The following is a 238-nucleotide window of genomic DNA, read 5'->3' as shown; positions in this document are numbered from 1 at the left end:
ATTTCAGCAAACTTCATTATTCGTAAAGACCAATTCCCTGCGGGTTTTGGGCAAAAGTCTCGAACTTGGGTAGCCAGCCAACTCAATAGAACATTTGGTATTATTGCCAAATATGAAAGTGATATTCCTTCAAAATATTGGATGGATATTCCTAAAAATGAACAATTAAACTATATGAAAATGATGCGCGAGGCTCGTATACAGCTAACCAAAGCAGGTATCTACGACCCAAAAATGA

Annotated in this window: 1 protein-coding gene; it reads left to right on the top strand. The window is 37.0% G+C overall.

The genetic code is table 11. The features are described from left to right. Positions 1 to 238 (top strand): putative solute-binding protein (locus tag RFW85_RS15030; RefSeq protein ID WP_309171648.1); only part of this gene is annotated, 238 nt, incomplete at both ends.

Origin of the sequence: Acinetobacter sp. 12966 (assembly GCF_031196995.1) — a bacterium.
Classification (GTDB): domain Bacteria; phylum Pseudomonadota; class Gammaproteobacteria; order Pseudomonadales; family Moraxellaceae; genus Acinetobacter; species Acinetobacter geminorum.
Note: the sequence above shows the minus strand (reverse complement) of the source record. Positions and strands in the feature narration are given on the sequence as shown.